This is a genomic window from Candidatus Chloroploca sp. Khr17 (assembly GCF_004138165.1).
Taxonomy (GTDB): Bacteria; Chloroflexota; Chloroflexia; order Chloroflexales; family Chloroflexaceae; genus Chloroploca.
The window spans coordinates 150,032-172,558 of the sequence record NZ_RYFF01000003.1; the positions used below are offsets into that span (position 1 = coordinate 150,032).

Here is a 22,527-nt window from a genome sequence, read left to right on the forward strand (position 1 = left end):
TTACGGTTGACGCGTACCTGTCACAAGCAAGGTTGGGATCATCGTCTCGGCAGGCACAGTCTCGCCCTGCAGCATCTTGTAGGCATACTGGATGCCCAGATAGCCCTGTTCAGCGGCTTGCTGATCAATGGTTGCCTGCAACGAACCATCTTGCAGAGCCGACTGGACTTCCTGGAGGTTATCAAACGCGGCGACGAGCACATGATCATGCCCATGCTCGCGGAGAAACCGGATAGTGCCCAAGGCCATCATATCGTTGGCACAGAAGATCGCCCCAAGATCAGGATGCGCGGTCAAAAATTGGGCGGCAACCTTGTAGCCTTCATCAATTTTCCAGAAGCCACTCGCCGTCGCCACAACGGTAATATTCGGGTTACCACGAAACGCCCGGCGCGCCCCCTGTTCGCGATCAATCGCATTCTGGGCGGTAGGAATGCCCTGCATGATCGCCACTTTCGTGCGCGTCGTAACTTGATCGCTAATGACTCGCGCCGAGTCATACGCCCCGGCTTCATTATCAACACTGATAAAGGGCACCCCAACCAGGCCTAGGTTTGCCGCCACCGACATATCCAGGCGATTGTCAATATTGACAATCGTGATCCCAGCCTGCTGCGCCTCGTAGAGGACAGGGATAAGACTCGTTGAGTCGCCAGGGGCAATGACAATGGCATCAACCTGCGTATCAATCAGATCGTTCACAATCGCGATCTGCTGATCAATCGAGGTCTCCTGCGCCGCCGTCTTCACAATCAACTCGATGCCAAGTTCGGCTTCAGCCCGACGCGCTCCCCGTTCCATCTCAATAAAAAACGGGTTGGTCAAGGTCTTCATCACCAACCCGATCTGAACCGTGGGCTGCGCTGCTGGAGCCGTAGCCGGAATTGCTGAGGTGGCTTCGATGAGGGGCAATGAAGGTGATGATGAGCCAGCCGCACCACACCCAACCAGGGCCAGAACAAAGAAGGTAACCAAGAAGCCCCGTAACAGCGACAGGTGAATACAATGGGTCGCGCTCATGGGTTGATACTCCACTGCTGCTCCACGACATGGTATCATCATACCAACCGCACCATACCACGGTATTACCAGTGTCTCGCTTTGCGGACGAGAGCGCTTTGCTCACCTCTTTATCACGTGCGTAACAAGCCAAAATTCTGCCAACGAGCGTTTCTATGGTTAGACAAGGTTTCATTGGAGTGCCGACGTCAGTCGGCACTCCAATCACCGCAAACAGTCACGTACCTGCGAACCTTGGCTTAGAGGAAAGACTAGCTTCTTGTGAGGTAAATCCAATGATACGCTGGCTTGCTCGTCTCTTGAGTTTCCTGAGCATGTTGCTATTCTTTGGCCTGGTGACGCACCAGGTTGAGGCCACTGTTCCAGCGACTGGTGAACCAGGTCGGCCCGATCAGGCAGTGCTGATTCCTGCCGAGGCCGAGGCTATCGCTGGTGCGGGGATCCTCAACAGTGTTGGCGATGGCTACCTCTCGGCGGCGACAGCGACGCCGCATCCGTTTAGCTATCTGCTGGTGCGTTGGGAAGCGGTTGTGCCAAACGGGGCGGCCTTGCAGCTCGAAATCCGGGCGAGCAGCGATGGACATACCTGGACCGATTGGGGCACGGTCGAAGCGAACCCAGAACTCTGGATGCCCGAGGATGGCGAGGGTGTCTTCTGGAGTGAAGAGATCTATGCTGGTGAAGCCCGCCGGTTCTGGCAGGTGCGAGCCTTGCGTGATCCAGCAACCGATGGGGCCTTGCCGGAACTTCAACGGATCGAGGTCAATAGTATTGATGCCCGCTTTGGCCCTGCCGATCCATTGCCCTCCTTTGAGCCAGATCAGTCAGGCCTGGCCAACTTGGCGCGACCACCGGTGGTGACGCGCACGGGTTGGGGCAACCCTGATGGTCAGGGCAGCCGGGCAACCCCCGTCTATTATCCCGTCAAGCACATGATCGTCCATCACACCGCCGACGCGAATAGCCTCGGCGGGAGCCAGCAGGTCTGGGCGGATCGTGTGCGGGCCATCTGGTCATTCCACACCTTCACCAGAGGATGGGGCGATATTGGCTACAACTTCCTGATTGATCCCGACGGCGTCATCTATGAAGGGCGGGCTGGCGGTGATAATGCGGTCGGCTTCCACGATACCGCCAACTATGGCTCGATGGGCGTGTCGGTCATCGGCACCTACGCGACGGTCAATCCGCCTGCACCTGCGGTCGATAGTTTGGTTGAGTTATTGGCCTGGAAAGCCGATCAACAGGGCATCGATCCGCTCGGGCGGGCGTTTTATTATGGCTGTTCCCGCAGCGCTTTTTGCAATCCGTTCAATCCAGGGGCGATCATTGAAAATATCGCCGGCCATCGCCAGGTGACCCCGGGCCATACCACATGCCCGGGTGATCGCTTTATGGAGATGTTGCCCGGCATGCGGTGGCGAATCCACGAGCGTCTGCAGGGCATCGTGAATGATCCGCTATTGATTGATGAGCGCGATAGCGGTTTTACCCGCAGCAATGCCAACTGGTATGAGGCCGCGTGTGGCTATGGGGGCACGACTCTCCACACTTTTGCCACTGACAATCCTGCCGAAAGTACTAATTATGGACGTTGGCGCCCAACCATCAGTCAGGCCGGCAACTACCAGATCCTTGTCCATATCCCCCAGGGCTGTAGCCTTGGTCATGCAACCAATCGGGCAACCTATCGCATCACGAGTGCCGATGGCACACAAGAGGTGACGATCAGTCACAATACCCGCGATGAATGGGTGGCCCTGGGAAGTTTCCGTTTTAACGCCGGCCAGGCCGGTTTTGTCGAACTCAACGATCTGACAGGCGAACCACTGAGCGAACAACGCCTGATCTTCTTTGATAGCATGCATTTTGTCTTTGAAAATGACGCAACCGAACGCCTCGATCTGCTTGACGTGCGCTACGACCAGCAGGAAGTGAGGGCAGGTGAGTTGTTGAAGGTCACGTTCACCGTCAAAAATAGCGGAAGTATGACGATTGAAAGCCAGGCCCCTGAAGCGAGTCGCAACAGTGCGTCCCCCAGTGGCTTTGACCTCGACAATAGTTATGTCTACGACGAAGGCGAATGCTTCCAGGGCAACGATTTGCAGAGCTATCCGGCCTTTCCCAAAGAGGCTGGACGTTTTCGGGTCGTGCTCGGGCCAGTTGAAGCTGGGCACCAGCCGACGTGTGCAGGTGAAACTGGTGGGTACCCGTGGCGCTGGGGGCTGAATGGGTCGCTTGCGCCTGGCGAGACCCGCGAGATCGTCGGTTACATCCGGCTCCGTACGCCTGGGCAGTTCACGCTTCAGGCGGGGGCCATCCACGAATATGTGGGGTATATGGCGCGTTCGCTGGCCCCGACGACCATCACGGTACAGCCCGAACGCCAGATGCCTGCGCCGGCGGCCTATACCGATGCCCTTGGCCCCCAAGCCCATGTCTATCAACTCGGGTTTGTGCCTGATAACCTGCTGGCGCGAACAGTCGATCCAACGGCCATCCCGCGTGGCACCTATATGGGCAGTTTTGCCTGGGATGGCACAACGCTTGACTGGGGCGACGGCGGGCCACTCCTCGCGGTGCCTGAACTGACCGACTATTTTCTCGTGGAGCAGACCCGCTCAATCGTCGTCGCGCAGGCGGGCGAATACATCTTCCGCGTCACCAGCGATGATGGAGCGTGGCTCTGGGTCAACGGGCGCCTAGTGGTGAGCAACCCTGGCTTGCAACCAACCCGCTCGGTCATTGGCTCGGTCTACCTTGAAGCAGGCCATCACGTACTCGCCTTCAAAATGTTTGAACGCAGCGGGCAAGCTACCGCTGGCTATGATCTCCTTGCGCCCGGAGCCGCTGATTTTAGCACGGTGATTGATGGCTTGCTGATCAACCCGCAGGGACGGCTGGGGAATACCTTTCATCGTCTCGACGGGTTGCACCTGGTGGCCGACGATCTGGGGGGCGCTGGGGTTGCCAGAGTAGAGGTGTCAATCAATGATGGGGCATGGCAACCCTACGAAAGCAGCGGGGTCATACTCGATGGTTTTGGCCTTGGCACCCACACCATCCGCTACACCGCGTTTGACAGCTTGGGCAATCAGTCGGAAGAACGGGTGATGGTCGTAACGATTGACCCAAATCGGCCAATCGAACAGGTCTTTTTGCCCTTGATTCGGCGTTGATCATGCGCTATAGAGGGCACGTGTAGGCTTCTCACGCTTCATGTTTTGACGCAAAGACGCAAAGGCGCAAAGATCGAAACAACCCTTTGCGCCTTTGCGTCTTTGCGTCTTTGCGTCAACCTTCAAGCATGGTCGTGCTTGCCGAGCGCGGCCAGCGTCCTACGCAAACCTTCGGGAGTCGTGATCCGCGGGCTGTAGCCAAAGTCGCGTTTGGCCGCCGAGTGGTCAAACCAGTGGCTGATGCCCATCTGGTTGACGGTAAAACGGGTCAGTGGCGGTTCGCGGGTGATGCCAAGGCCGCGATAGGCCGCTTCGATGCCGGTGGTGAGGCGCAGCGCCGTGCGCAACGAGATCGAGCGGCGAATTGGCTTGTAGCCTGCGCCGGTAATTACTTCATTGATGAAGGCCCAGAGATTGACCGGTTGTTCTTGGCCAATGAAATAGGGGCGGCCCCGCACGGGGGAATGCTCGCTCAGTGCATCAGCGGCCTGTAGATGGGCCTCGGCGGCATTCTCGACATAGGTAATATCGGCGAGATTGGTGCCATCGCCAATCTGGATCAGGCGGCCACTGCGTGCTCGGGCAAGCAAGCGCGGAAAGATATGTGGATCGCGTGGCCCCCAGATCAGGTGGGGCCGAATAGCAACCGTCGCAAGCTCACTGCGGCTCAAAACAAAACGCTCGGCAAGGGCTTTGGTCGCCGGATAGGGGGCAAGATAGCGCTCAGGATAGGGCGTGCTCTCATCGGCACCTACGAGATCAGTTTCGCCGATCACCACCGATGGGGACGAGGTATAGACAAAGCGTGGCACCCCGGCCCGCTCGGCGGCGCGTACCAGACGCTGGGTTGCCGTCACATTATTCACATAGAACTCATCAAACGTACCCCAGACGCTTGCTTTGGCGGCGACATGGAAGACAACTTCGACGCCTTGCAGCGCTTTCGCAAGGGGCAGCGCCACCTCAGGGCTACTCAGATCGGCACGAACACACGTCACCCCAAGCGCTTCAAGTTCAGGATACGGGTTGCGCCCAAGCACCCGGACGCGGTCACCGCGTGCGAGCAACTGTTCAACGATATAGCGGCCAAGAAAACCGTTGCCACCAGTGACAAGTGTTAACATCCATTGCTCCGCAGCATGCAAAGCGGGCTTGCGCCCGAAGAAATGAATTCCTAAAAGGCTGTCGCCCTTCAAACCCGTGCGGCCCTCTTCTCCAGAGAGCGCGGGTGGCTCGCACGCCTACATACGCTTGCGGGCGCGCCGCCCGCGCTCCCAGCGGCAAAGCTATCCACAGCAGACGGAAGGAGAGGCCCCCACACCCCGAACCGGAGCTACCCCTCTTGCTCGGCAACATGAGGGGCCTGGAGACTCTGGGCGAGCGGCATTGTTGAGCCAGTCGGGATGCCAGGTTGACTGAGAGCCCAGACAGCGAGTTGTTCACGGAAGATTTTGGCATTGTGACGGATATCAACCGGGAACGATGGGTGGAGAAGAAACGTCGTGATGCCTGAAGTCATTGGATAACGCCCCCCCAACTCCTCGAGCTCGCGCAGCAACGCTGCTGCGGCAGTGCGATCCCGCAGCAGCGAGCGATCTTTTGGCTCGACAATCACAACCGGCTCTTGATAACCAGCAGGGCCAACGCCAACGAGGGCGCTCCGCGCCACAGCGGGATGCTGGTTAAAGATCAGTTCGACCGGTTCGGTGTAGAGGGTTCCGTGCAAACGTCCGGTCTCGACCCGATGGCTCTTACGGCCATAGAACCAGACTCGGCCCTCGTCATCGAGATAGCCGAGGTCGCCCATACGGTGCCAGACCTGATCGCCTTCGTGGATTTTGGCGTGGGCAGTTGAGGTCGGGCGACTGATATAGGTTTTGGTCACCGAGGGGCCTTTGACGACAAGCTCACCGATCTGGTGGGCGGGCAAGGCGAGGGCTTCGTCCCAGTGTTCAATCGGCTCATCGCTGACCGGAATAATGCGCAGCGTCACCTCGGGGGCCGGGAAGCCGACACAGGTACCGGCAGTCGGATCGGCCCCCCGCGCAGCAATCGCCGCGAGCACTTCACGCCCACTGATCGATGTAATCGGCAGGGCCTCGGTCGCGCCATAGGGCGTATGGGTGTCGCTTGTCTCGTCCAAGATCTGACGGAAGCGCTCGTGAAGATCAGCCGGCACGGGCGCACCGGCCATCAGCACACGCCGTAGACCGGGCAATTTCACCTGATGTTCCAGACAATAGGCCGTCACCTTGCGCCAGATTGCGGGCGAACCAAAGGTCGAAGTCACCTTCTGATCCTGCATAAAAGCAATGACGGCGGCAGGATCGCAACTGGCGGGGCGGGTCGGATCAATCGGCGGAATAGCCGACGTACACCCGAGGGCCACATTGAAGAGGGAAAAGAGCGGAAACGCCGGCATTTCAACTTCACCTGGTTCGAGCTGAAAGAGCGCCCGCAAGAGGCGCACCTGGGCCTCGAACATCCCGTGCTCATAGAGCACCCCCTTGGGCACACCGGTGCTGCCGGTGGTAAAGATAATTGCTGCGGGCTCATCAGGCGCGACCTGGGCCAACGCAAAAGGCGCATTGAGCGGCACACTCAGATCGGCGAGGTTGAGATCACCAAGGGGCGTAAAGCGCGAACCAACGGTGATACTGCGTTGCACGGTACGAAACGCACCGGGAAAGAGGAGCCGCGCCACTTGCGCCCGCGCCACCCCGATCATCGCCTCGGGGGTACACTCCTTGATGCACTGGATCAAATTACGCCGCCCCATCGCGGGATCGATGAGAACAGGCACCGCCCCGACCTTCATCAACGCAAAGGTCAGACTGATCAAGGGCAGGCCGGCGGGAACCATCGACAAGACCCGGGTACCCCGTCCGATCCCAAGCGCACTCAAGCCCCAGGCATAGCGGTCACTCACCAAGTTTAACTCGGCGAAACTCAAGCGCCGATAGACCGTCTGCCCGGCGCGATTCTGCCCATCGCCCATCACAATTGCCGTCTGCTCGGGGCGTTCGCGGGCCATCAAGGGAAGATAGCGCGCAATATTTGCGCCTGGAGGGGCTGAAGCATAGAGGGAGTCGTCGTGTATGGTCTGACCAGAAGACGCATCTGTCATCAACATTTCCTTTGAAGCGTTATTGAGGGCGAGCCTCCCCGAAAAACCGTACGACACGCGGCGCAATCTCTTCGTGCGCATCTTCAAGCACATAGTGTCCGGCGCGATCAAAACGGACAACCGATGCCGCAGGGAAGCGCTCGAGCCAACCAGCGAGAAAATAGTCCGAGAAGCACCAATCTTTGCCACCCCAGAAGATCTGCATCGGCTTGTCGCGCACATTGACCAGATCGCGGTCAATACCATCAACAACAGCCCAGGTCGGATGGCGCGGCGACATCGGAATATCGCGCACAAAGCGCTGGATAGCGACGCGATTGGCCCACGAATTGTAGGGGAAGAGGTAGCCCCGGCGAACCTCGGGTGACATCGGACGCTCGACGGCCATCGTGGTCGCGGCGACGGCGAACCCATTGAGGCCACGTACCGCCAGATCGCCAAAAATGGGGTATCGGCAGACCGCGATACGAAACGGCAGGCGCGGCGAGAGAAAAGCCGCCGTATTGAGCACCACAATGCGGCGCACCTGGTCAGCAAAACGAGTCGCCCAGCCCATGCCTATGGCACCGCCCCAATCGTGGACAACCAGATCGAGCGGCCCAAGGTCAAGATGCTCCATCAGGCGGGTCAGATTGCCAAGATGATTCTGGAGCGTATAGGCATAAGTCTGGGGCTTATCGGAAAGCCCGCAGCCCATATGATCAGGTACAATGACCCGATGCGTAGGGCTGAGGGCAGCAATCAGATGGCGATAATAAAACGACCAGGTCGGATTGCCGTGAACCATCAGCACCGGGGGGCCAGCGCCCTCATCCACATAACTGATGGTACCACCGGGTACCGCCAGACGGCGCGTTTGAAAGGGGTAGAGGTCGCGAAGAGGCGCAAGTTGGTCGGTACCTGAGCGCATTGTCTCGTGCATACAACTGTCCCATAAGGTAGATCATTCGTGAGTCTTAGTATAGCATAGGCAAAGGAAGAGGGGCTTCACAGGGTTGCCCCAGTGAAACACCAAATCCTATCAAACGTACAAAAGCCGTACCACGCGCCAGTTACCAATTGTGCGCCTGGCACCAGTTTCATAGTAGTTCGGAAATTCACAACTAGACAAGTCACGTAATTCAGCTATGATACCAACGGATGTTTGCACATACTAACACCCAGAGGTAGTCTGTTCATCATAGAGGTGTATAATGCTGGCGTGGCTTGATTTGGTGCAGGTTGTACTCGCGGTTGGGCTGGGTTGGCTTGGCCTGGCGTTGTTATGGATCTTGCGTGGCCTGCCACAGCATTACAAACCAGAGTAGGTTGCATCTATGGGTAAACACGACCGTGAGCGTGGGCCGTCGATCGAGCAAGTCGCACGCAATGGGCAGCCTTGCATCGCGGTCTGTGGAGGCAAGCATTGTGCGCGGGCCGGGGGCGGGATGATCCTGCAGGCGGCTGAGGCGGCGCTGCACGAAGCAGACCTAACGCAAGCTGTCACCGTTGTGCAAACGCGTTGCCAGGACTTTTGTGATGATGGCCCGGTATTGACCCTAGTGCCGGGGATGTACCCCTACTTGCACCTCTGTCCGGTCTCGACCCGCCAGATTGTGCTTGACCATGTGCGTGATGGTAATCCGGTGTTAGACAAACTCCATCGGCGGATGCGCAAACGCCTGGCGCGGAAACTTGACCTTGATTGATGTAAGAGCGCTGTAATCGCACCTTAGAGTACACATACTATGGAAACGCAGAGCATCACCCTGGCCCGTGCCACACCTGGACGTTTGATTACCGCCAATCTTGATGGAAGCCTGAACCTTGTCTGGGACGAGGCGACGATCCGTATCGCGCTCTATGATCTTGGGCACCTGGCGATGTTGCTTGACGAATGGTGTGCCGAAGAAGAGCCGGGCTTGCTCCGCTGTGGGTACTACCGACTGATGCAGAGCCCTGACGGAGGCATTCAGCTCTGGCTCAACAAAACCGGGCTCTGCCTGAGCCGCGATGATCTGCAGATCCTGACTGGCTTGATCCGGACTGCCGAAGCGCTGCTCGAAGCGCCCATCCCGCAGCAGCAAACGCTTCCGTTTGGGCTGGGGTATCACCGGCTCGCGGCCCCTGCCCGCAACCGCCAGTGGGCGAATTAAGCCTTGGTTTGGCGCACCGCCCGGGTGTGGATGCGAAAGCATGCGGCGTGCTGCTGCATGCGCTGGCGTTCAGCGGCGAGGTCTGTTGGGGCAATCTGCTCCAGCGCCTCCAGGCTGGGGGCTAAGGAGTTCGCAATGCTTGAGTTACCCGCTAGCCCATTGGTGAGTAGCGCTTGGCTCGCCGAGCATCTGGGCCATCCCCAGCTTCGGGTGGTGGACATGCGCGGCACGGTGTTGCCGCCAACCGCGCCCAAACCGCATTACTTCGGGCGGCGCGAGGATTATCTGGCGAGTCACATCCCCGGCGCAGTCTACCTCGATTGGACTACCGATCTTGTCGATCTGGACGATCCCGCGCTGGTGCAGGTTGCCCCGTCGGCCAAAATCGCCCAGGTGCTCGGCAGTCTGGGCATTGGCGACGATACGGTGGTGCTCGCCTACGATCCTGACGATCACACCTACGTCGATCCCGGGGCTTTGCACGCCCGGTTTGCCGCCGCTGGGGTTGATCTGTCCAGCCTCGATCAGCGCGAGGTCGTCGCTTGATGCGCGTGCTGGTGACGACCACCTACCTTGAACAGACCGATCCGGCCCAGTTGCGGCCCGCCCGTCCCGCCCCGAGCCTGCGCATGCAACAGGCCGAAGATCCTAGCCCCGAGTTTGGACGCTTTTTGTACACGGCGGTGGGTGGCAACTGGTACTGGCTGGATCGGCGTGGGTGGAGTTATCAGGCCTGGTTGGAGCGCCTGAGCCGACCCGAGGTGGAAACCTGGGTCGGCTACGTGGCGGGCACCCCGGCGGGCTACTACGAGCTAGAGGCCCAGGCCGGGAAGGTCGAGATTGCCTATTTTGGCTTGCTGCCCCACGCGCTTGGGCGCGGCTTGGGCGGGGCGCTCTTGACTTCAGCGATAGAACGGGGCTGGGCTATGGGTGCACAACGGGTTTGGGTGCATACCTGTAGCCTCGACGGGCCTGTCGCGCTGGCGAATTATACCGCTCGCGGTATGGCGATCTACAAGCACGAACAGGCCGAAGTCGAGTTGCCGGATGCGTCGCCCGGCCCGTGGTAATACCAAGTTTTTAGGAAGACGGCCAGCAATGCTGGCCGTCTTTTGTTGCGCAAATATATCTGTGCATAATCTGTGCAAACCCTTACAAAACTCTTACGATTCCCTCGTGTTCGTCTTACGTTGGCAGGGTAGACTACACCCATAAGAGATTTGTGCTGACGTGCACGAAGAAGAAAAGGAGTTTTGCAATGACCCTGATTGAAGGCCAGACTAGCATCGCTGAATTTACTGCCAACGAGTTGTATGCCCGCATCCTTAATAACGAGGCGATCTTTATCCTCGATGTGCGCAACGAGGACGAGTTCAAGCGCAGCCCGATTGAGGGACATGAGCATCTGACCAGTGTCAATATTCCCTACTTTGAATTCCTTGAGGACGAGGATGGGTCAGTGGCGCGGGTGCCGGCCGACCGTGAAATTATGGTCGTCTGTGCCAAAGAGGGTTCGTCGCAGTATGTGGCCGAGTTGCTGGCCGGGCATGGATACAGCGCACGCTACCTGCAGGGTGGCTTCACCAGTTGGGGCAACTTCTACGATGTGCGTGACGTGGTCAACGCCGCTTGGGGCCGGATCGTGCAGATTGCCCGCCCTGCGCGTGGCGACCTGAGCTTCGCGGTGATCAGCGACGGCAAGATGGCCCTGATTGACCCAATGCGCCACACCGAGATCTACCTCAACCTGGCGGCCGAGGCTGGCGCGACGATGACGCACCTGCTTGACACGCACGTTCACGCCGATCACATCAGTGGCGGCCCGGCGCTGGCGACGATCACTGGCGCAACCTATTATGTCCACGCCTACGATGCCATTCACCCGATTGATATGCTGCCCGCAACGATTGCCTACACCTCGCTTGAGGACGGCCAGCAGTTCCAGGTTGGGCAGACGACCATCACCGTTGCCTGGTTCCCGGGCCACACGCTTGGGCAGGTCAACTACCGAGTTGACACGCCCGATGGTCGCAGCGCACTCTTTACTGGTGACGGCATCTTCTTGCGCTCGTTTGGTCGGCCCGACCTGGGTGGCAAGGGCGAAGCCTGGACGCCGATCCTTTACCGGAGCCTGACCGAGCGTTTGCCGAAAATCGTGAATGATGATACGCTCATCCTGCCGGCGCACTTTAGCACGCTTGACGAAGGCAATGCCGAGGGCATCTTCGCCGCGCCATACAGCGAAGTCCGGGCCCACAACGACGCCCTGAAGCCACGCAGCGAAGCGGAATTTACGGCCTATGTGCTGAGCCACCTGCCGGTCTTCCCGCCCGAGTATGTTGAGATCAAGCGCGTCAACATTGGTCTGGTTGAGGCATGTGACGGCAAGGCGAACGAGCTGGAGCTTGGCAAGAATATTTGTGCCCTGGCTGGCTAAGCGCAAGACCTTGCAACGAGGACGGTTTTTTTGACGCAAAGGCGCAGAGGCGCCAAGGTTTAATCTCTCTCGATGGATCGATAAGGAGTCAATCTCATGGCGAATAGTTTTGATCAGACGCTGGATGTGAAGGGGGCCAAGTGCCCGATGCCGCTGGTAAAGAGCCGCAAGGCCATTGCGGATCTGACGGTGGGCCAAGTGCTCAAGGTGGTCGCGACGGATCGTGGTTCTGTCGCCGACTTCCAGGGTTGGGCCAAGACGGCCAAGAATGTCGAGTTGGTGGCCCAGGAGACCGAGCAAGAGGGCGGGCAGGATCTCTACGTTCACTATTTGAAGCGTACGTCCTAAGACGGTGATGGAACGTGAGACCTCACAGGTCTTGAAGACCTGTGAGGTCTGATGGGCGCAACTATCGTTAACACAAACCATATATATGAGGGAGTAGCAAGACAATGACCATTGAAATGAGTGAGACCTTTGACACCCAAACGTTGCTTGAGCGGATCAATGCCCTGGAGAGCCGGGTGAACGAGTTGGAGGCGCACCCTTCCCAGGGTGTTGAGGATCGGGTGGCGATGGTGGTCTTTTCGGGTGAACTGGACAAGGCGATTGCGGCGTTCATCATTGCGACTGGGGCGGCTTCGATGGGGCTCGAGGTGAGCATGTTCTTCACCTTCTGGGGGCTCAACGCCGTCAAGAAGCAGAAGATCTTTACCGGCAAGGATCTGCTCGAGCAGGGCTTTACCGCAATGTTGCCAGGCAAACTTGGTGAGACCGGCCTGTCGCAGATGAACTTCTTTGGTGCCGGTGCGCAGATCATCCGTGGCCTCATGCGCAAGCACGATGTCTCGTCGCCCGAAGAACTCTTTGGTCTGGCGCAAGAGCTCGGGGTGCGCATGGTCGTCTGTGATATGTCCCGCGAGCTGCTGGGCGTGAAGGATGCCGAGTTGGTTGATGGTCTGGAGACCGGCGGGGTCGCGACCTTCCTCGGCGATGCCGCCCGGGCGAAAGTGACGTTGTTTATCTAGGGGTGCGTCCCCCTCCCCAACCCTCCCCCGCTGGGGGAGGGAACCGGAGGGAGAGGTGGCTTAAAGAAGAGCGTTTGAAGAACTTGAAAGCAAAGAAAGAAGGTCATCATATGTTGCGTAATCTTTTTCAGGGTGGTTCGAAGAGTGCGACAGCACCAGCTACGATTGATGTCAAGACCTTGAAGCAGCGCCTTGATCAGGGTGAAAACCTGCTGCTGGTGGATGTTCGCTCGGGTGAAGAGTACACCTACGACGGGCGGATCGCAGGGTCGCGGTTGCTCCCGCTGCCGATGCTGGCCAACCGCATTGAGGAGTTGCCAAAAGACCAGCCAATTATCTGTGTCTGTCGTTCAGGCAACCGCAGTGGGGTCGCCTGTGAGCAACTGTCACGCAAGGGCTTCACGAATGTGACGAACCTGAGCGGTGGGATGATTGCATGGGCGCGGGCCGGTTTTCCGATGGATCGCGGCTAAGATATAAGGAGCTTAGAGAATGGCAACGAACGAACTTCCCTGTGGCAATTTGCAGACGCAGACCGAGGGGGCCGCGTTGCGGAGCTATGCCGTGACCCCTGATGTGCTGCTGGCTTCGCAGCCACAGATCGAGGACTGGGCGAAATTGGTTGAGCAGGGCTATCGTACGGTGATCAATCTGCGCAGCGACCCCGAGCGTGCTGCCGAACAGGGCCGCAATGCCGAAGCAGCGGGGCTACGCTATCTGCACACGCCATGGCCAGCCTACGAACTCGAACCCGAGCACGTCGAAGAGTTGGCCGCGATCGTCGAGAATCCCGAGACGGGACGCCTCGTCTTTCACTGCCGTAGCGCCACCCGCGTCGGCCTGATGTGGATGCTCTATCGGCAGCAACATCACGGCTGGACCCGCGAGCAGGCCGAGGCTGAATTGCGTGCGGCAGGCTATGACGATGACTCGATGGAGACCTTTGGCTTCTGTGCCGATGATTATATGGATCGGGTCGCCGAGACGACCAAATAGGGTAGGACACTCTTATGGCATCATCACCGTCGCTTGCGGGTCGAGCGGCATCGGCGGCTCAGGCCAAAGGTCTGGGCCGTTACTTTCCCTTCACCCGCTGGCTTTTCAACTATCGTCGCGAAGATCTGCCGAGTGATCTGGTGGCCGGGATTGTGACGGCAATCATGCTCATTCCCCAGAGCATGGCCTATGCCCAACTCGCCGGGTTGCCCCCGCAGATCGGCTTGTACGCCTCAGTTGTACCGTTAATTATCTATGCGCTGCTCGGAACCTCGGGGCAGCTCTCGGTAGGCCCCGTCGCGATCACCTCGCTCCTCGTCTTTAGTGGGGTCAGTACGCTCGCCGAGCCGGGCAGCGCCCGCTATGTCGAACTGGTGCTTTTGCTGGCCTTGATGGTCGGTGTGGTCAAATTGTTGCTCGGGGTCTTTCGTCTGGGTGTGATTCTTAACTTTATTTCACATCCGGTCTTAGCTGCGTTTACGACTGCTTCAGCCTTAATTATCGCGGCTGGGCAGCTGAAATATATCCTTGGGTATTCCATTGCTGGCCCTCATATTTATGATATTTTGTACAATGCGGTGGTCGGTCTTGGCATGACCAATCCGGTCACGCTGACGATCGGAGTGGCCAGTATTGCGATGCTGCTCTTCTTCCGCAAGAAGCTGCGGCCGATCTTGCAAAAAGCGGGGTTGAATCCGCTTGCCGTGACGCTCATCGTGAGTGGTGCGCCGCTCGTGACGGTGCTACTTGGCTCGATTGTCACCTGGGCGTTGCGGCTCGATCAGACGGCCGGGGTGGCGGTGGTCGGCAGCATTCCGGCTGGTCTCTCGCCCCTGAGTTGGCCTTCGCCAAATGTGGCTGATGCCCAGGCGTTGATGCCCGCAGCAGCGGCGATTATCCTGGTGAGCGTCGTTGAGTCGATCGCGGTTGCCAAAGCGCTGGCGAGCAAGCGCCGTGAGGCGATTGATCCCAATCAGGAACTGGTTGCACTTGGCGCCGCGAATATTGCGGCGGGTCTCTTTAGCGGGTACCCGGTCACCGGCGGTTTTGCGCGCTCGGTGGTCAACTATCAGGCTGGTGCGATCACCGGGTTGGCGTCATTGGTGACGGCAGGTGGCATTGCGTTGATCCTGCTCTTTTTCACCCCGCTCTTCTACTTCTTGCCGCAGGCGGTGCTAGCTGCGACCGTCATTGTGGCCGTCTTTGGGCTGGTCGATCTGAAAGAGCCGGCGCACATTGCGCAGGCCAACCGAAGCGATGCCGCAACGTGGGGGATCACCTTTGCTGCGGTGCTCTTGCTGGGCATTGAAGCAGGAATCTTTGTTGGGGTCGGCGTCTCGTTGGCGCTCTATCTGTGGCGCACCAGTCGGCCACATATTGCGGTGGTCGGCCAGATCGGTGAGAGTGAAGTCTACCGCAACATCTTGCGCTACGACGTCAAAACCTGGCCGCACGTCGTCGCCGTCCGCGTTGACGAAAGCCTCTATTTTGCGAACACGCGCTATCTGGAAGACGAACTGCTGCGCATTGTCGCGGAACGCCCCGAGGTCAAGCACCTAGTCTTGATTGGTTCGGCGATCAACTTCATCGACTCGAGCGCGTTGCACACCCTCGAAGCGCTGATCCAGAGCCTGCGCGACGCCGGGGTGCAACTACACCTCGCTGAGATCAAAGGCCCCGTGATGGACGGCCTGAAACGGGCGCACTTTGTCGACAAACTCGGCACCGAGCATATTCATCTGACCACGCACCAGGCGATGCAGGCACTAGAGTGTGCGTAAGCGTAAGGGCGTCGCAGCAGGAGGGGCCGACGGTGCAGTTGCACCGTCGGCCCCTCCTGCTGCGACGCCCCGCATCTTCCGTGTATGCACCCCGCCAGGGCACCCGCAAGGGGTGCCCCTACTTTCAACATCCCGCATCCCGCAAAGTCTGGTATAATATTACTGCTAGCTTTCCAAAAACTAGCACCCCCTACTCATTATCTAGCTCAAATCCTAACTACGATGCAGAAAAATCATCTTCTTCAGCAGCGCTCAGTCGCGGGTTGCGGATACGAAGAGTGGTGTCTAGCGGAAGGCGTGGCAGGATCGGCATTATGGACTGAAATCAGACGCCTGGCACCTGATGAGAGGCAAGCTCGGGCAGCCCTAGCGGCCCTACTCGCTGAGGCCAACGACGGTCAATGCGGCCATGAGCCCGAGCGCTGCTATGAACTGGCGGTGGCCTGGGGATGTGGATGGCGCAGTGTTGTAACCAGGAGCCAGGAGCAACCCTGGCCCAAAGCAGTCTTGGCCCTCGCACAATTAAGCGAACCCCTGGTGGGAACGGTGCTCCGTCAACTCGATGAGATGCATCTTCCTTCACCGGCGTCTGAGCGTATTCTGGCGTTACGGCACAATCGAGATGCTGGCGAGCGTAGTTTTGCGAGTATGCTCGCGCTGGATCTGGTTGCATCGCAGGGACTCGATGGGTGGAAACCGGAACAACACCGGCTCTCTTCTTATCTTTTACGGCTCTTTGGGGGAAGGCTGGACACAGGGGCGCTGCGTAGCGCCGCCTTCACCGAAGGGCTTTTGTATCCACTTTTGCGTGAAGAGCTTGGCCTGCTGAGTGGCACGGTGGCCTTCTTGGTCTGCCATAGTGCAGCATGTCACGCCGAGCGGATTCACGCAGCCATCACCCAGGCGCATCCGATCAAGGTCTCGGAGTTGGGGAAAGTTGGTCTGTTTGAAGGCAACCGTTGCAGCAGTTGTGGTCAACACGCGGAAGCAACATCAACGTACCGCCTCCTACGGCGCCACTGGCTCCTGGTTCCGCGCATCTATGGCGGGGCATATGAAGAGCGTATGTTTATGAATTGCACCGCGTGTGGGCATCACTTTCCATGCTCGGCGTCCTATATGTATCATTATGAGACCATGGAATTGTTGCGCACCTGCGTTGATGAAGGAGCAACGACGACGCAACGTCATTTCATTCATCAGGCTCGAAAAGAGTTGAGGTCGGCGCGTTCAGCAACGGCATGTCCACTCTGTCAGCGGCACGCCGTTTCGCAACGCCCGGTGCAGTTGTGGGTCTATGCTCCGACCAAGAAATGAGATCCGTTACGTGGTGTGTGAATTACGTTTTCTGCCCGCACCGCCGACCACGAATACTGATCACGAAGAAACGAATAGGGGCGTTGCGGTGCGGTATTCGTTTATTTGTGCCCCCATTCGTGGTCGGCTAACGACACCAGAAATAAAGTTAGTTTGTTATGAATGTACCAGTTCCTTCATTAGAGGTTTTACAATCAGAAGCGGTCGCCTTGCTGAATCGCATGCATTGGCACACAAGCGAGGGTATCTACCTGGCGGGTGAGTACCTGCATCTGCTGGTTGCACCGGCTGAACCTGCTCCAAACGGGCGCTGCACAGTCGTGCTGGTTATGCGTTCGCGTTTCCCCCCAATCGCGCTGCCACGTGAACTGGCGCTGCTCCTCTTTCATGAGTCAGAACCGGCCATTGTTCATTATGGGCGCCTCCAACACCTGGGGCAAGTTCAGATCGCCAAGGTCGCACCGGGATGGCTCCGCGCACGCAGCCTGAGTCTGCCAACCGCAAACCTGCCGGAAGCAGTGCTGGGTGCAGTGAGTCCAGGTTGGCTCAGTGATCGCAAAGGGAGGGCGGCGGCTGCCGACAGCCCAGACGTTGAACTTCCGCAGCTTCAACACGCTGACGGTGATCTGTCAATCCAGCTTCGGCCGGCCTACGATGGCTGGGAGCTGTTGGTTACCGCGCGGGAAGACGCCTGGGCCAACGCACTCGTTGCGATCGTGTATGAGATGGTTACGGGCGAGGAACATACCTCACTCCAAACGGTGCTGCTGCCACTAGGTTGGTACGATGCACTCGGCGTATGGGGCGGCCAGGTGCTGCTGCCATCAGGCACCCTGGGACAACTTTGGCCGCCGTATGCGTCCCTTGAGTTGGCGACGCTCAATACTACGCTCCCTAGCATGATCATTCAGGCCTCGGTTGCGGCGGCTGCATCAACGATTACGCTGCATGCCTGGCGCACGCTTGCCGAGCGACCCGATGTAGCGGGCAGGGTACGCTCGCTGATCCTTTCCGCCATCCCCTCTGGTTGAGGTACCACGGGTATGCCAACGATCCTTGCCAAGCTTGAAGCAGCGCGCCACGGTTCCATTGAAGCCCGGCTGCGCTGTTTTTATGAGCTCGTTGGCCCAACCCAAGGCTGGCTCGCGGCGTGTCGTGAGGTCATCGCGCTGCGTCAGCCAGCGCTCCTCGATCTTACCAACGCTTCGCCGCTGGCATGGGCGGCGAGCCTGATTGCCGAGCAGACCCCACTGGCGGCCTCGGCGGTGATCACACGTCCAGCGGCAACGGCAAGCCTGGCGTTAGCACTGCTCGTTGCTGAGCGCGATCCCGACGAGGCACAGGCGTTGATCCTACGCGCCGCGACGCAGTGGGCCAACAACGCAAACACGGCTCAGGCACGGAGCGGGCCGACGCCGCCAGCGGTGCCGCCAGCGCGTGCGCTGCTCCCCGCGCAACTCGTGCTCCCTGATGGCCTTGAGCCCGAGGTGGCGGCGACCTTCGTTGATCTGGCGCACTGGCTGTCAGGGGCACCGCTTGTACCCGTCGCTTCGTGTAGCCTGCCAGTCTTGCTTGAGCATGCCATTGGTGGTCTGGTTGCCGATCTGACGTTCGAGCTCCTCGCTGATCTGCCGACAGTCTGTTTTCCAGCACCGGCGACCATGACCTTCTGCGCGTTTGATGCCACCTTTGCGCAGGCCCTCCAGACGGCCGAGCTGCTCGTCCATGAGCGAGGTCTCTGGTCAAAGCAGGGGGCAGTGCGCTGGTCGCTCCAAATACGAGCACCGCGCTTGCCGCGTGACGTGCTGCTCCAGCAACTGCGGGGCAGTTCGATGGGGCTGGGCTTTGCGCTTGGTCTGCTGCACCTGTTGCGCGCTGACGGATCGTCGCTGCACCAGCAATGGGCCGTAACCGGCACCCTTGGGAGTGTTCGCGGTGAGTTGGTCTCGGTCGAGGGTTATGCCGCCAAGTTAGCGGCGGCGGCCAACGCACGCCTCCATGTGCTCTACCCGGCGGTTGACCACAAACAGGTCGCCGGGTTGCTCCAAGCCGCCCAGATCCAGACCCACGGCGTTGAGGAGGTTGAGCGTGCGCTGGCCTTTCTTCAAGGCGAGGAGCGGCCACCCTGCCCGTATCGCGGACTGGATCACTTTAGCGAGGCTGATGCACCCTTCTTCTTTGGGCGTCAAGCTGAAACCGCCACACTCATTGAGCGCCTGCAGCAACGACCGCGGCTGCTTGCGCTGCTTGGCGGGTCGGGGAGCGGCAAGTCGTCGCTGATCTATGCGGGACTGATGGCACAACTGGCCTTGTTGTACCCAACCTGGGCCGTGGCGAGCGTACGCCTGGCGGATCGCCCCTTTCTGGCGCTCTCCGAAGCGGGGGTGCTGGCGCATGGCGAGGATCTGCTGGCGAGTCTGACCAAACAGATGCAGCTTCGTTCAGCAGATGACCAGCGCGTGATCGTCTTTGATCAATTTGAGGAATTCCTTGTGCTGTGCCAGCCAGAGCTCCGCGCTCGCTTCCTCGAGAAGCTTGAGGCCGTGCTGGCATGTGACCTGCCGATCACCGTGCTTATCGTAATGCGCAACGACTTCTATAGTCAACTGAGCCGACTTGCCCCGAGCTTGATGCCCTCTGTTGCTGACAACCAGATCCACTTGCCTGACACCTTGACCCGCGAGGCGCTGATCGACATGATCACGGCCCCGGCGCTGGCGGTCGGGGTCGCGCTCGAAGCAGGACTGGCCGAACGCATTGTTGGCGACGTATTCCGTGAGCATCCAGCCGAGGCGCATGAATCGGGGGCCGCGCTGCCGTTGTTGCAATTTATGCTCACCCGGCTGTGGGAACAGAGTGATGGCTTGCAACTGACCCATCACGCGTATCAGGCCATTGGTGGCATCAGCGGGGCACTGGTCAGTTGGGGCACCACCACGGTTGAACAATTGCCTGAACAACAGCGCATGCTCGTCGCCCGCTTGCTGCTCGAACTCGTGCAGCCTGGCAATGCGCATGAAGGGCGGCCCGACAGTCGCCGTCGGCGTACGATCAGTGCTTTGTACGACGCCCTGGATCAAAATCCTGACCTGATGCCTACGCTGCAACATCTGGTTGCGGCACGTCTGCTTGTTTCAGGACGCGAGCGCGAACGTGAAACCGTGGAACTGATCCATGACGCGCTGGTCCAAGAATGGATCTACCTGCGGGAACTGCTCGAGCAGAATCGGCTCTTTCTGGCCTGGAAACAGACCAGCGAGCTGCACCTGGCGCACTGGCAAGAAGGCGGTGAACGTCCTGGGCGGCTCATGCCGCTCGACGAACTTGCGCCGGCACGACGCTGGCGGGCCGAACGAGGGGGCGATCTGGGAACGCCCTTGTTGCGCTACCTGGCCGCAAGTGAACGTTACTGGCAGCAGCGGCAATGGCACACCCGTCTGACCATAGGCGGGGTGATGACCGTCTTGTTCCTGGGTTTGTTTGCGACTCTGTTGGCGTACCAGCACGTGAGTGCCAACCTGCGGCGTTCCAATGCCGAACGCAGTGCGCTGGCAGCACGTCAGATGGTTGCGCAGCGTCCAGAGGCCGCCATAGGCCAAGCGCTTGAAGCCTTTGCGCTTGATGCGAATCCAACAACCGAAGAGACCCTCCATCTGCTCGCCCAGACCACTGCGGTGCGTGCGATTCTGAGCGGCCATGAGCAGAGCGTCCTGGCCCTGGCGGTGAGTCCTGACGGACAGACGCTCGCGACGGCCAGCAGTGACCGAACCATCATTCTGTGGGATCTGCTGCAGGGCGAGGCGCGGCAGCAGTTGCTTGGTCACACTGACCAGATCAACGCCCTGGTCTTTAGCCCTGATGGGCAGACCCTCGCGAGTGGCGGAGGCCCGAGCGACCGTACCGTCCGGCTTTGGGACACAACCAATGGAACCTTGCGTGCGACGATGCAAGGCCACCGCCGAGGTATCGTTGCGCTTGCCTTTCGTCCCGATGGCCTGATACTAGCGAGTATGAGTGGCGAGGATGACATTGCGGTGCCGGGTGATGGAACCGTACGCCTCTGGGAGGTTGCCACGGGTGAGGCGATCGCCGTGTTGAAGCTGGAGGACGGCTTTCTGCGGGCGCTCGCTTTCCATACCGACGGAAAAAGCCTCGTGATCGTGAGCCGCACGTCACTTATCCAGTGGCACCTAGCGAGCGGCCAACACGACCTGCGCCCACACCGACAGCACCGTCTGACCAGTGCAACGGTGAGTGCCAATGGGCGTTTTGTGGTACTAGGCCGAGATGATGGCACCATCCTTGTCACGAGTCTTGGGGATGACGTGCAAGAGCTTGTCTTGCGGAGTGACAGCCTGCCCGTGACGGCCATCATGCTCAGCCAGGACAATGCAACCCTCGTGAGTGGTCATACCGACGGACAAATCCGCCTATGGGATCTCGACGCGCAGCGAGTCGTGCGGAGCTATCGCGGCCACACCGCCGAGATCCGTGCCCTCACGCTGAGTCCTGACGGAGCGCTGGTGATCAGCGGAGGCCGTGATCGACAGGTACGGCTCTGGGCACGTCGTCTCGGAGGTGAAGTGGATCCCCCCCTTCGCTTCCATGGACCCATTCATACCCTCGCGTTCAATCAGACCGGAACCACGCTGGCGATCGCGACCCATGATCGCCAGGTACTGCTCTATGATCTCGCTCGTTGGGAACGCGAATTCACCATCACCAACAGTCACGCCGCAGTGCAAGCGCTTGCCTTCAGCCACGACGACCAATTGCTTGCGCTTGGCGATCGCCAGGGCGTCATCACCATCTGGGATCGGCGCGAACAAAGCATTGTCCGGCGGCTTGCCGACCATCAAGGGGCGATTCAGGCGCTCAGTTTCAGCCCACAGCGACCCCTGCTGGTGAGCATCGCGACTGATGACACGTTGCGATTATGGGATCAGCGCGCAGACTGGGCTGGGCGAACGATCCAGGCGCATCGCTATGATCCAGTCGCACTCGTCTTTGAGCCGCAGACCGCGCACATTGTCACCGCGAGCCGGGACCAGACCGTGCGGCGCTGGGAGGCAACGACCGGGCTGCAAGCTGGACGTGAGCTTGAAGTTGGCGCCATCATCACCGCCCTGACCTACGACCAGCGCGGCTGGCTCTACGTTGGCCTGGCCTCGGGTGAAGTGCAGAGCTTTGACCCTCAGATGGTCGAACAGCAGCGCATAGCAACTGGCGAGGCCCCCTTGGCCTTATTCACCAGTGCTGCTCAGGCCCTGCTCGTGATCACGCCCGAGACAGTTGCCGCCTATGGCGCGAACGCCTGGGATCAACCTGCGATCCTCTTCCGGACCGAGCAACCCCTCACGAGCGCGGCCCTCAGCGCTGATCGGCGAATCCTGGCGCTCGGCAATCGCGAAGGAGAGGTCTATTTGCTCTTCACTGACCCACAGCAGGTTGGCCAGGTGCTGCAAGAACGGCTACGCGAGCGAACTGCATCAATGAAATAAGAGGAG

General features: G+C 59.4%; 18 protein-coding genes. 14 read left to right on the top strand and 4 right to left on the bottom strand.

Annotated features, from left to right (window positions below; all coding sequences use genetic code 11):
- Entirely contained in the window at nucleotides 1-1,020 is a 1,020-nt protein-coding gene (locus tag EKD05_RS03155; RefSeq protein WP_129670856.1) for a sugar ABC transporter substrate-binding protein, read from the bottom strand.
- A gap of 275 nt (nucleotides 1,021-1,295) precedes the next feature.
- Between EKD05_RS03155 and EKD05_RS25635 the strand changes: the two genes are divergently transcribed.
- On the top strand, nucleotides 1,296-4,199 hold the full coding sequence (locus tag EKD05_RS25635; RefSeq protein WP_165360557.1) for an N-acetylmuramoyl-L-alanine amidase: 2,904 nt from the start codon (nucleotides 1,296-1,298) through the stop codon (nucleotides 4,197-4,199).
- A 122-nt stretch (nucleotides 4,200-4,321) separates the two neighbouring features.
- On the opposite strand, the gene EKD05_RS03165 is transcribed toward EKD05_RS25635, so the two are convergent.
- The 3 genes from EKD05_RS03165 to EKD05_RS03175 form a co-directional block, all read right to left on the bottom strand.
- Nucleotides 4,322-5,323: an NAD-dependent epimerase/dehydratase family protein gene (locus EKD05_RS03165; RefSeq protein WP_129670857.1), complete on the bottom strand. Its 1,002-nt coding sequence runs from the start codon at nucleotides 5,321-5,323 to the stop codon at nucleotides 4,322-4,324.
- A 209-nt stretch (nucleotides 5,324-5,532) separates the two neighbouring features.
- The gene (locus tag EKD05_RS03170; RefSeq protein ID WP_129670858.1) at nucleotides 5,533-7,326 is read right to left on the bottom strand and encodes a fatty acid CoA ligase family protein; all 1,794 of its coding nucleotides are present in this window, start codon (nucleotides 7,324-7,326) and stop codon (nucleotides 5,533-5,535) included.
- Between the two features lie 19 nt (nucleotides 7,327-7,345).
- Nucleotides 7,346-8,248, bottom strand: coding sequence for an alpha/beta fold hydrolase (locus tag EKD05_RS03175; protein ID WP_240695608.1), 903 nt, complete (start codon nucleotides 8,246-8,248; stop codon nucleotides 7,346-7,348).
- A gap of 394 nt (nucleotides 8,249-8,642) precedes the next feature.
- Here EKD05_RS03175 and EKD05_RS03180 point away from each other — a divergent pair, with 394 nt between their 5' ends.
- The 13 genes from EKD05_RS03180 (at nucleotide 8,643) to EKD05_RS03240 (ending at nucleotide 22,521) form a co-directional block, all read left to right on the top strand.
- The gene (locus EKD05_RS03180) at nucleotides 8,643-9,014 is read left to right on the top strand and encodes a ferredoxin (protein ID WP_129670859.1); all 372 of its coding nucleotides are present in this window, start codon (nucleotides 8,643-8,645) and stop codon (nucleotides 9,012-9,014) included.
- A gap of 39 nt (nucleotides 9,015-9,053) precedes the next feature.
- Nucleotides 9,054-9,461 carry a hypothetical protein gene (locus EKD05_RS03185; protein WP_129670860.1) on the top strand — a complete coding sequence of 136 codons (408 nt, stop codon included), beginning with the start codon at nucleotides 9,054-9,056 and terminating at the stop codon, nucleotides 9,459-9,461.
- Between the two features lie 135 nt (nucleotides 9,462-9,596).
- Complete coding sequence (locus EKD05_RS03190; RefSeq protein ID WP_240695609.1) at nucleotides 9,597-10,007, top strand: rhodanese-like domain-containing protein; 411 nt, start codon at nucleotides 9,597-9,599, stop codon at nucleotides 10,005-10,007.
- A complete protein-coding gene (locus EKD05_RS03195; RefSeq protein WP_129670861.1) occupies nucleotides 10,007-10,531 on the top strand; it encodes a GNAT family N-acetyltransferase in 525 nt (174 codons plus the stop codon). Before EKD05_RS03190 ends, EKD05_RS03195 begins: the two co-directional genes overlap by 1 nt.
- Before the next feature lie 188 nt (nucleotides 10,532-10,719).
- Nucleotides 10,720-11,898 carry an MBL fold metallo-hydrolase gene (locus EKD05_RS03200; RefSeq protein WP_129670862.1) on the top strand — a complete coding sequence of 393 codons (1,179 nt, stop codon included), beginning with the start codon at nucleotides 10,720-10,722 and terminating at the stop codon, nucleotides 11,896-11,898.
- Nucleotides 11,899-11,994: 96 nt separating this feature from the next.
- On the top strand, nucleotides 11,995-12,246 hold the full coding sequence (locus tag EKD05_RS03205; protein ID WP_097651760.1) for a sulfurtransferase TusA family protein: 252 nt from the start codon (nucleotides 11,995-11,997) through the stop codon (nucleotides 12,244-12,246).
- A gap of 104 nt (nucleotides 12,247-12,350) precedes the next feature.
- On the top strand, nucleotides 12,351-12,926 hold the full coding sequence (locus EKD05_RS03210; RefSeq protein ID WP_129670863.1) for a DsrE/DsrF/DrsH-like family protein: 576 nt from the start codon (nucleotides 12,351-12,353) through the stop codon (nucleotides 12,924-12,926).
- Nucleotides 12,927-13,036: 110 nt separating this feature from the next.
- Nucleotides 13,037-13,399 carry a rhodanese-like domain-containing protein gene (locus tag EKD05_RS03215; protein ID WP_129670864.1) on the top strand — a complete coding sequence of 121 codons (363 nt, stop codon included), beginning with the start codon at nucleotides 13,037-13,039 and terminating at the stop codon, nucleotides 13,397-13,399.
- 19 nt (nucleotides 13,400-13,418) lie between these two features.
- Nucleotides 13,419-13,922 carry a protein tyrosine phosphatase family protein gene (locus EKD05_RS03220; RefSeq protein ID WP_129670865.1) on the top strand — a complete coding sequence of 168 codons (504 nt, stop codon included), beginning with the start codon at nucleotides 13,419-13,421 and terminating at the stop codon, nucleotides 13,920-13,922.
- A gap of 14 nt (nucleotides 13,923-13,936) precedes the next feature.
- A complete protein-coding gene (locus EKD05_RS03225; RefSeq protein ID WP_129670866.1) occupies nucleotides 13,937-15,703 on the top strand; it encodes a SulP family inorganic anion transporter in 1,767 nt (588 codons plus the stop codon).
- Nucleotides 15,704-16,000: 297 nt separating this feature from the next.
- Complete coding sequence (locus EKD05_RS03230) at nucleotides 16,001-17,020, top strand: hypothetical protein (protein WP_129670867.1); 1,020 nt, start codon at nucleotides 16,001-16,003, stop codon at nucleotides 17,018-17,020.
- A 158-nt stretch (nucleotides 17,021-17,178) separates the two neighbouring features.
- Nucleotides 17,179-18,051 (top strand): hypothetical protein, encoded by an 873-nt coding sequence (locus EKD05_RS03235; RefSeq protein ID WP_129670868.1) that lies wholly within the window; start codon nucleotides 17,179-17,181, stop codon nucleotides 18,049-18,051.
- Between the two features lie 12 nt (nucleotides 18,052-18,063).
- Complete coding sequence (locus EKD05_RS03240; RefSeq protein WP_129670869.1) at nucleotides 18,064-22,521, top strand: WD40 repeat domain-containing protein; 4,458 nt, start codon at nucleotides 18,064-18,066, stop codon at nucleotides 22,519-22,521.
- Nucleotides 22,522-22,527 lie beyond the last annotated feature (6 nt).

Coding starts and splice junctions, on each gene's coding strand:
- EKD05_RS03155 (WP_129670856.1), bottom strand. CDS start 1,020: ATGAGCGCGACCCATTGTATTCACCTGTCGCTGTTACGGGGCTTCTTG.
- EKD05_RS25635 (WP_165360557.1), top strand. CDS start 1,296: ATGATACGCTGGCTTGCTCGTCTCTTGAGTTTCCTGAGCATGTTGCTA.
- EKD05_RS03165 (WP_129670857.1), bottom strand. CDS start 5,323: ATGTTAACACTTGTCACTGGTGGCAACGGTTTTCTTGGCCGCTATATC.
- EKD05_RS03170 (WP_129670858.1), bottom strand. CDS start 7,326: ATGACAGATGCGTCTTCTGGTCAGACCATACACGACGACTCCCTCTAT.
- EKD05_RS03175 (WP_240695608.1), bottom strand. CDS start 8,248: ATGCACGAGACAATGCGCTCAGGTACCGACCAACTTGCGCCTCTTCGC.
- EKD05_RS03180 (WP_129670859.1), top strand. CDS start 8,643: ATGGGTAAACACGACCGTGAGCGTGGGCCGTCGATCGAGCAAGTCGCA.
- EKD05_RS03185 (WP_129670860.1), top strand. CDS start 9,054: ATGGAAACGCAGAGCATCACCCTGGCCCGTGCCACACCTGGACGTTTG.
- EKD05_RS03190 (WP_240695609.1), top strand. CDS start 9,597: ATGCTTGAGTTACCCGCTAGCCCATTGGTGAGTAGCGCTTGGCTCGCC.
- EKD05_RS03195 (WP_129670861.1), top strand. CDS start 10,007: ATGCGCGTGCTGGTGACGACCACCTACCTTGAACAGACCGATCCGGCC.
- EKD05_RS03200 (WP_129670862.1), top strand. CDS start 10,720: ATGACCCTGATTGAAGGCCAGACTAGCATCGCTGAATTTACTGCCAAC.
- EKD05_RS03205 (WP_097651760.1), top strand. CDS start 11,995: ATGGCGAATAGTTTTGATCAGACGCTGGATGTGAAGGGGGCCAAGTGC.
- EKD05_RS03210 (WP_129670863.1), top strand. CDS start 12,351: ATGACCATTGAAATGAGTGAGACCTTTGACACCCAAACGTTGCTTGAG.
- EKD05_RS03215 (WP_129670864.1), top strand. CDS start 13,037: ATGTTGCGTAATCTTTTTCAGGGTGGTTCGAAGAGTGCGACAGCACCA.
- EKD05_RS03220 (WP_129670865.1), top strand. CDS start 13,419: ATGGCAACGAACGAACTTCCCTGTGGCAATTTGCAGACGCAGACCGAG.
- EKD05_RS03225 (WP_129670866.1), top strand. CDS start 13,937: ATGGCATCATCACCGTCGCTTGCGGGTCGAGCGGCATCGGCGGCTCAG.
- EKD05_RS03235 (WP_129670868.1), top strand. CDS start 17,179: ATGAATGTACCAGTTCCTTCATTAGAGGTTTTACAATCAGAAGCGGTC.
- EKD05_RS03240 (WP_129670869.1), top strand. CDS start 18,064: ATGCCAACGATCCTTGCCAAGCTTGAAGCAGCGCGCCACGGTTCCATT.